Below are 7,947 nucleotides of genomic sequence, written 5' to 3'. Positions count from 1 at the left end.
AGCCGGAAAATGAGGGCTTGCCCTTGGGTGGTGCGTTACGGGGCGGACTATCTCAACCCTGGCTACTGTAAAAATAAGGGCAAGTCCGCCCCTAACGCACCCTACGCACTCTCCCCAAACTCTTCCCCCGATTCCCGATTCCCGATTCCCGATTCCCGATTCCCTATTCCCTATCCCCTATTTCCTCCGCACTCTCAACCAAATCAATAAACTCAGCTCGATAACCTTCTAAATCTACCCCTTCGGATTCCTTTGCTAATTGTAATGCTTGGTCAAAACTGGCTTTACCTTTGTAAGGAGAATCTCTTAAGACCATACCAAAACTGGCAACGGCAGCAGAAAACTTAAAGTTATCGGAAGCATCCTCTAGCTTTACAGCTTTATCAACCAAGGGATAGGTGAGGAGTTGAGAGGTGTTACCGTCAGGCTCTTTGTAACGTAACTTGACCTGCATTAATTCTTTGGAATTAGTGGTTGAAGCAGCATTGGATTGATATTTGAGAGGGTCAATATCGGGTAATTTGACATTAGTTTTTGCTCCCACAGGAATAATTTCATACAGTGCGGTGACAGTATGACCTGCTCCTAATTCTCCGGCATCTTTAGTATCATCATTAAAGTCTTCATCCTTCAGTCGCCGATTTTCATAACCAATCAAACGATAAGCTTGGACTTTGGCAGGATTAAACTCTACTTGAATCTTAACATCTTTGGCAATAGTGAGTAAAGTAGCTCCGATTTCGTTAACCAGGACTTTCTTCGCTTCTAACTCGTTATCAATATAAGCATAATTGCCATTACCTTTATTAGCAATCTTCTCCATCTTGGAGTCTTGTAAATTACCAGTACCAAATCCTAATACGGTCAGGAAAACTCCCTTTTTTCGTTTATTTTCAATTAGTTTCACTAATTCGGTATCACTGGAAACTCCGACATTAAAGTCTCCGTCGGTTGCTAGAATAACTCGGTTATTTCCTGATTTAATAAAATTATCCTGGGCGAGTTTATAAGCCAGTTTAATTCCTGCTCCCCCAGCAGTAGACCCCCCGGCATTGAGATTCTCAATGGCTGTTAAGATTTTATCTTTCTCGTTGCCTGGAGTAGGGGGTAAAACCACCCCAGCAGCGCCAGCATAGACGACAATACTGACCTGGTCTTCTTCTCTCAATTCATTGACGAGCATCCGAAAAGCATCTTTGAGCAAGGGAAGCTTATTGGGATAATTCATGGAACCGGAGACATCCAGCAAAAAGACAAGATTGCTGGGAGGCAAATCTTCAATCGCCATCTTTTCTCCCTGAATGCCAATGTGAACTAATTTGTGAGTGGGATTCCAAGGAGCTTGGGAAATTTCTGTGGTTATCGAGAAAGGGCGATCGCTTTCTGGTTCGGGATAGTCGTAGTTAAAGTAGTTAATTAATTCTTCGATACGGATGGCATCAGTAGGGGGGAGTTGACCGTTATTAAGGAAACGACGAAGATTGCTGTAGGAGGCGGTATCAACATCAATCGCAAAGGTAGACAGAGGATTATGCCTTACTCTCTTAAAGGCGTTCTCATCAATTGCACTATAGTTTTCTCTGTTGCTCACTTCTGGGATAGCTTGCTCTGCTGTCAGTAACGGCTTGGGTTTGCTCGCAATTGAGCGACTAGGAACTGATTTAAAGCGTGCATTTGGGCTATGGGAGAATCGCCTTGGGGCTCGGGGTTTCAAAACTGTGTTAGGGACATTCTGATTAACACTATCCGCCGACCTCCCGACCTGGGCTGATTCCATAAGTTCTGATTGGCGCTGTCTTTGGTCACGTTCTACGTCTTTCGCTACAGGTAGACTAGAGCTATCTTCTAATTGGGCTGATGGCTGATTGTGGCAAGCTGTTGTTAGCTGTGCCAAGATAGCGACCATTCCGGAAAGGAGGAATAGTCTGAGTAATTTGTTCATTATTTGATTGTCCCTCTGTATTGCTTATTCCTAAGCTAATCGACAACAGAAGGCTGTTTGTTTGTGTTGCGGTTTCTGTAACGGTTAATCGGGAATTGGGAATCGGGAATTGGGAATCGGGAATCGGGAATCGGGAATCGGGAATCGGGAATCGGGAATAGTGATTAATCCTAAGGTGGGCAGTGCCTAGCAATCCTATGGTCAGCCAATGAATCTGGATTAGGCTCTATATTAAATGGTATTTTGCCGGGTAAACGGATCTAATTTTGTTAATTCCTATCTATAATGTTTTTACCATCAAATAAACACTATATGTATAAAATCTATTGTCAATGAGCGCCATAAGGCCAGGTTTATTGAAAAGTACCCGTGGTTGATTGACAAGATGGGTTTATATTATGATACTTTTACAGATATAGGACTGGAAGCAAACCTTAAGATATCTTCTGCTTCCTGATCCAAAGCTACCTGTCCCCTTTCAATAAGAAAACTATGTCTTAAGCTGTACTTCTCTTCCTATAAAACTAGATAAACCATGGCTACTCGCCATAGTTTATACTGATGATGTAGTTAACCCTTTTTATAGAACTTTTCTTAATTAGGAGCTACACATCATTTTTTTTCTGTTCGCTATTTCCTATTTCCTTTTGTAGGTTCCGGTGATCCGCTTTTTTGGTGATCCGCTATTTCCTGTTGCCTAAAATCCAGGATTTTCTACCTCAAATCGGTAAGCTATCAGCTATCAGCTATCAGCTATCAGCTATCAGCTAATGCGCTACGGGAGGTGCTTTTGAATAAAACAGGTCAGCATTCGAATAATCCTGAGTGATGTCACAGGGTTGAAGCCTGTGCCACAAACATTAAGCCTGTGCCACAAAGCTATTCGCGTAGCGTGAGCTAAAAGCTCACGGCTGACGGCTAAATGCTGAATGCTTACTAAAATCGTTTAATACAACTGTTTACAACCACTATATAATCCCTAATTAAGGAAGTTGATGATGTCTACTAAACATTCTGCAGTCTGGGGATCTTCTTCCTTAGCCATTGCCATTTTTGCCCTATCGTCTTCACCAATTCTGACTCGCATAACAGAACATGATATGGGTCCTTATGGAACAATATTTAATCGGTTTTGGATTGCCAGCCTAGCGTTGGGCCTTGGCAAGGTTGTCAAACTACTTTGGGATAAGCAGAGCGGACGCTTATCTACTACTGATAACAAGGCTTATACTGTCCAGGATTTTTTCTCCTTATTTCTTGTTGCTAGCTTAGATTCAATTTGCCTAGTGACCTGGGCTTGGTCTTTGACAAAAACAAGTGTTGCTAATTCTAATCTTCTCCACAACACCACTCCTATCTTTGCAGCTGTCGGGGGATGGTTACTGTTAAGCCAATCCTTTAATCGTCGCTTCCTAATCGGCATGATACTGGCTCTAGGAGGAACGTTCTTAATTGGTTTTAACGATTTTCATATCGATCGAGATACATTGATAGGGGACAGCGTTGCATTACTATCTGCCCTTTTCTACGCGGCTACACTTTTGGTAACAGAGCATCTCCGAGTTAAATTTGACACAAGCACAATTTTACTATGGCTTTATACCTTGGGTGGCCTATTGTTGTTACCATTAACATTGCTATTTGAAGATAGACTATTTCCTGCTTCCTTTTCATCATGGTCTGCTGTTATTGGCCTAGGACTTTGTGGCTCCATAATTGGATTGGGTGCATTATTCTATAGTCTCAAACAATTTTCATCTAGCTTTGTCTCTCTCATCCTATTGCTGGAACCTATGATTGCAGCAGTCTTAGCCTGGCTAATTTTTGCGGAAAAATTGAGTTGGTTAAATGGCTTGACGTTTATAATCGTATTATCTGGGATTTATCTGGCTAAATCAGATGGGGAATTAGATAATATTGGCTCTACCGAAGCTACTTAAGATTAATCGTCTGGTGGGCAGTGCCTAGGAATTCTATGGTTAGCAAATGAATCTCTGTGAAGCACTGCCCACCAGACTTGGACTCATGGTCTGGTGGGCAGTCTGGTGGGCAGTGCCTAGCAAGACTATGGCCAAGCAAATTAATCTCTGTGATGCACTGCCCACCCTACTTGGACTCATTGTCTGGTGGGCAGTGCCTAGCAAGACTATGGCCAAGCAAATGAATCTCTGTCAAGCACTGCCCACCCTACTAAAACTCACTATCAGCTGATGCTTACCTTAAGATGAATCGTCTGGTGGGCAGTGCCGAGCAAGACTATGGCCAAGCAAATGAATCTGTCTGATCCACTGCCCACCCTACGCCTATTCCCGATTCCCTGTTCCCGATTCCCGATTCCCGATTCCCGATTCCCGATTCCCTATTTCCTGTTCCCTAATCTCTGCTTCCAATTCCCGATTTGCCCAATCCCGTGCTTTGATAGCCTCTCGGTACTTTGGCTGGTAGCGCACTGCTTTGTCATAAGCAGCGATCGCTTTTTTATACTGGTTGCGTTTAACTAATGCATTGCCTAGGCTATACCAGGCTTGGCTGTAGTCAGGTTTATAGTTAACTGCTTGTTGATAAGATGCGATCGCATCCTTATAGCGTTCCAATTTATAGAAGGTATTGCCTCGACTGTACCAAGCTTGGTAAGGCTTGGATTGTAGTTTAATGGCTTTGTAGTAAGCTTCCAGGGCATCTTCATATCGCTGGACTTGATGGAGTGTCCAACCGCGACTGTACCAGGCTTGATAGGACTTAGGCTGGAGTTTAACGGCTTGCTCAAAGGACCCTAAGGCTTCTTGGTATTTCCCTAATTTATTTAAGGTATTGCCCCAGCTATACCAAGCTTGGTAGAAGTTGGGCTGGAATTGAACCGCTTGCTGATAAGACTTGGCTGCATCTTTATACTTTCGCAAATTGCTCAAGTCATTACCCCGCTGATACCAGGCTTCAGCGGAATTAGGTTTGTAGTCTAAAGCTCGGTCGTAGGATTCTACCGCTGCTTTATATCGGCGCAAATTATGTAATGCCCAGCCCCTTCGATACCAAGCTTGGTAAGAATCGGGTTTGAGTTTCACGGCTTTGTCAAAGGATGCGATCGCATCAAAATAATTCTTGGACTTAACCTGAACATTACCAAGACTGATCCAAGCGTCCAGGTCATTGGGTTGGAGTTCCAGGGCGCTATTAAACGCTTTAATTGCTGCGTCATAAAGCTCCAACTGCTCCAAGGTTTTACCCCTACCCTTCCAAGCTGCACTATAATCCGGCTCAATTTGAATGGCTTGGTCGTAAGCGTTTAGAGCTTCTTCATAGTACTTTAGTGCAAACAAAGTCTTACCTTGACCTTGCCAAGCTGGAGCATATTCTGATCGGATTTCCACAGCTCGATTATAAGCGTCCAGAGCCTTTTCATAGCGCTTCAATTCTAAAAAGGTTTCCCCCTGGTTATACCAATCCTTAGCACTAAATCCCCTGAATGTATGCACCATAAAAACCGTTGCTGCAAACCCCAATCCAATCACCCCGGTGTACAGTAACACTTGGTACCTTTTTAGTTTGAATCGTCGGGGTTTGGGGAGCAGGGGTTGTATTGATGACGCAATTCCCAACACTAAGGTAGCGCCAGTTTTAGTAGTGTTAGTATTTGTGTTATTATTATTAGTTATAGTAGTCAGTGCTTGTAATGCTAAGGTAGCTGATTGATAACGCTCTCGGAAATCATAGCACACCATTTTATCTAAAGTATCGGCTAATTCAGCACTTACTGATATCTGGTTATGCCAGGTGATTTCCCCTGTATCAGGGTGAAGGGGCAATTGGTGAGGACGTAAACCGGTTAAACCAACAATCCCGATCATCCCGACAGCATAGATATCACTGCTTAATTTCGGGTAACCATTGGCTTGTTCACTCGGTCGATAGCCAGGAGTACCAATAGCAACGGTAAAACCAGTATTGCCCCCTTCTAGGATTTGGGTACTAACTTGTTTAACTGCACCGAAGTCAATCAGTACTAATTTGCCATCTGATTTACGCCGAAGGATGTTTTGAGGATTAATATCTCGGTGAATAATACGCCGTTGATGGACAAATTCTAAAACTTTCAGGATTTCCTGCAACAGGGAAATAATCTGATCTTCATTCACCTGTTGTCCCGGTACAAGTTCCTGGCTGAGGTCTTCCCCTTCAATCAATTCTTGGACGAGATAGAATTCTTGATTTTCTTCAAAATACGCAAAAAGCTGGGGAATTTGGTCATGACTTCCCAACTGGTGTAGGATTTGGGCTTCCGTCTCAAACAGTCGCCTAGCCGTCTGCAATGTCAAGGGATCCGTGGCTACTGGCTTGAGCTGCTTAACCACACACTGATTTTCACCAGGCAAGTGTTGGTCTTCAGCTACGAAAGTCTGACCAAATCCACCTTGTCCCAGTTGACGAATAATTTTATAGCGTCCACCGATCGTTTGTCCAAGACCCAAGTTCATGCAACTTCTACTGCTCCGGGAAAACCTCACCACCGATTAAAGGAGGTAGATCACTAGGTATAGCGCTATGCGCAAGGGCTTTAGGCATGCATGCTAAAGGCAACAGTTAACTACAAGAGCTTTTCACTTTGTACCAATGTCTTAACCTTAATGCGTACTGCTATATAGTGCTACCAATCATAGTATACAAAAGCCTTCAATAGTGATCGGAACATTATCCCTGGGAGAGGGAAGTAGTGCGTAGGGTGCGTTAGGGGCGGGCTTGCCCTGATGTTCAACCCCTAGAGCCAGTTTTGGGACAGCCGCACCGTAACGCACCACCAAGTAGAATGGGCGAATGTAAAATATTAAAATTGCCGAATATCCTAGAGCGAAATTTTTAGCACAGAAAAATAATTAATTGAGCAATAGATAAACTATAGAAATTCTCTATGCCATCAGGTACAAATGGATCCCCCTAAATCCCCCGAGCGAGCAATCCCTCGCTCGGGGGACTTTGAGCTTGAGAAGCGTACCTCATAAATCCTAGAAACGCTATAATTACCAAAATAGGAGGAATAAAAAATGAAAGCAAAGACAATTAAGTGGGATGATATTCGCTCGCAAGTTCTAGCAAATCCAGAGGTAAAAGCCGAGTATGAAGCTCTAGAATTTGAGTTTAATATTGCTAGTCAGGTTATTGCCCAGTCAGAAGTCAGAAGTCAGAAGTCAGAAGGCAGAATTTCCAATTCTTAATTCTTAATTCTTAATTCTTAATTCTCAGGCTTCATCTCTGCAAAATGTTCCATCAACATCCGGTGGATAAAGATGTAGCCTCCTCCTACTTTTTGTAAGAAGATGCGATCAGCGGCATAGTCCAGAAAGCGGGCATAGTTCCAAGGGATGCAATTGTTGAAGTAGAGGACAAGGCGGAGGAAAAAGTGTTGGATGCAGGCTTTACCACCATTCATCAGCCCGACCATCAGCCCGAACATCAGCCCGAACATCAGCCCGACCATCAGCCCTCCCATCAGCCCTTCCACCAGCCCGACCATCAGCCCGAACATCAGCCCTTCCATCAGCCCTCCCATCAGCCCGAACATCAGATATACAGTTATAGCATTACGAGCTGATTTCCAAATTCCTTGATTTGGACTTGTTTTTGTTTCAATTTCTGAACTCTCCAGCCCTTCCATCAGCCCTTCCATCAGCCCGAACATCAGCCCGAACATCAGCCCGAACATCAGCCCGACCATCAGCCCGACCATCAGCCCTTCCATCAGCCCTTCCATCAGCCCGAGCATCAGCCCGAGCATCAGCCCGAGCATCAGCCCTCCCATCAGCCCTTCCTTCAGCCGGAGCATCAGCCCTTCCATCACCCGGTTAATTAAGATTTTTTTCCAATTAATATCAAGTATTTCAACTGTTTTGATTTCTTCCGTTAACTCTTTATCCAGCCCGACCATCAGCCATTCTATCAGCCCGACCATCAGCCCGACCATCAGCCCGAACATCAGCCCGAACATCAGCCCTCCCTTCAGCCCTTCCTTCAGC

Annotated in this window: 6 protein-coding genes and 2 pseudogenes; 4 read left to right on the top strand and 4 right to left on the bottom strand. The window is 44.1% G+C overall.

The genetic code is table 11. From position 1 onward, the window contains the following. Window positions 1-210 (top strand): annotated as a pseudogene (locus F6K20_RS15490) (hypothetical protein); the annotation flags it as partial. Here F6K20_RS15490 and F6K20_RS15485 read toward each other — a convergent pair. Further along, window positions 164-1,906 carry a vWA domain-containing protein gene (locus F6K20_RS15485; RefSeq protein ID WP_353736762.1) on the bottom strand — a complete coding sequence of 581 codons (1,743 nt, stop codon included), beginning with the start codon at window positions 1,904-1,906 and terminating at the stop codon, window positions 164-166. The pseudogene F6K20_RS15490 and the gene F6K20_RS15485 overlap by 47 nt on opposite strands. Then, window positions 1,839-2,135 carry a hypothetical protein gene (locus F6K20_RS15480; RefSeq protein WP_287295227.1) on the bottom strand — a complete coding sequence of 99 codons (297 nt, stop codon included), beginning with the start codon at window positions 2,133-2,135 and terminating at the stop codon, window positions 1,839-1,841. Before F6K20_RS15480 ends, F6K20_RS15485 begins: the two co-directional genes overlap by 68 nt. Before the next feature lie 802 nt (window positions 2,136-2,937). On the opposite strand from F6K20_RS15480, the gene F6K20_RS15475 reads away from it, so the two are divergent. Both F6K20_RS15475 and F6K20_RS15470 read left to right on the top strand, forming a co-directional pair. Beyond that, window positions 2,938-3,882 (top strand): DMT family transporter, encoded by a 945-nt coding sequence (locus tag F6K20_RS15475; RefSeq protein ID WP_287295225.1) that lies wholly within the window; start codon window positions 2,938-2,940, stop codon window positions 3,880-3,882. A 46-nt stretch (window positions 3,883-3,928) separates the two neighbouring features. Next, entirely contained in the window at window positions 3,929-4,153 is a 225-nt protein-coding gene (locus F6K20_RS15470) for a hypothetical protein (protein ID WP_287295223.1), read from the top strand. Window positions 4,154-4,245: 92 nt separating this feature from the next. On the opposite strand, the gene F6K20_RS15465 is transcribed toward F6K20_RS15470, so the two are convergent. Continuing rightward, window positions 4,246-6,414 (bottom strand): serine/threonine-protein kinase, encoded by a 2,169-nt coding sequence (locus F6K20_RS15465; protein ID WP_287295221.1) that lies wholly within the window; start codon window positions 6,412-6,414, stop codon window positions 4,246-4,248. Between the two features lie 564 nt (window positions 6,415-6,978). On the opposite strand from F6K20_RS15465, the gene F6K20_RS15460 reads away from it, so the two are divergent. Next, a complete protein-coding gene (locus F6K20_RS15460) occupies window positions 6,979-7,149 on the top strand; it encodes a hypothetical protein (protein ID WP_287295219.1) in 171 nt (56 codons plus the stop codon). A 17-nt stretch (window positions 7,150-7,166) separates the two neighbouring features. Here the strand turns inward: F6K20_RS15460 and F6K20_RS15455 are convergent. After that, a pseudogene (locus tag F6K20_RS15455) lies at window positions 7,167-7,947 on the bottom strand (NACHT domain-containing protein); the annotation flags it as partial.

The organism is Moorena sp. SIO2C4, from assembly GCF_010672485.1.
In the GTDB taxonomy this organism is placed as follows: domain Bacteria; phylum Cyanobacteriota; class Cyanobacteriia; order Cyanobacteriales; family Coleofasciculaceae; genus Moorena; species Moorena producens.
Note: the sequence above shows the minus strand (reverse complement) of the source record. Positions and strands in the feature narration are given on the sequence as shown.

Bases quoted from the DNA above. Each gene is read 5' to 3' on its own strand.
- F6K20_RS15465 (WP_287295221.1), bottom strand. From the start codon at position 6,414: ATGAACTTGGGTCTTGGACAAACGATCGGTGGACGCTATAAAATTATT.
- F6K20_RS15460 (WP_287295219.1), top strand. From the start codon at position 6,979: ATGAAAGCAAAGACAATTAAGTGGGATGATATTCGCTCGCAAGTTCTA.
- F6K20_RS15485 (WP_353736762.1), bottom strand. From the start codon at position 1,906: ATGGTCGCTATCTTGGCACAGCTAACAACAGCTTGCCACAATCAGCCA.
- F6K20_RS15475 (WP_287295225.1), top strand. From the start codon at position 2,938: ATGATGTCTACTAAACATTCTGCAGTCTGGGGATCTTCTTCCTTAGCC.
- F6K20_RS15470 (WP_287295223.1), top strand. From the start codon at position 3,929: ATGAATCTCTGTGAAGCACTGCCCACCAGACTTGGACTCATGGTCTGG.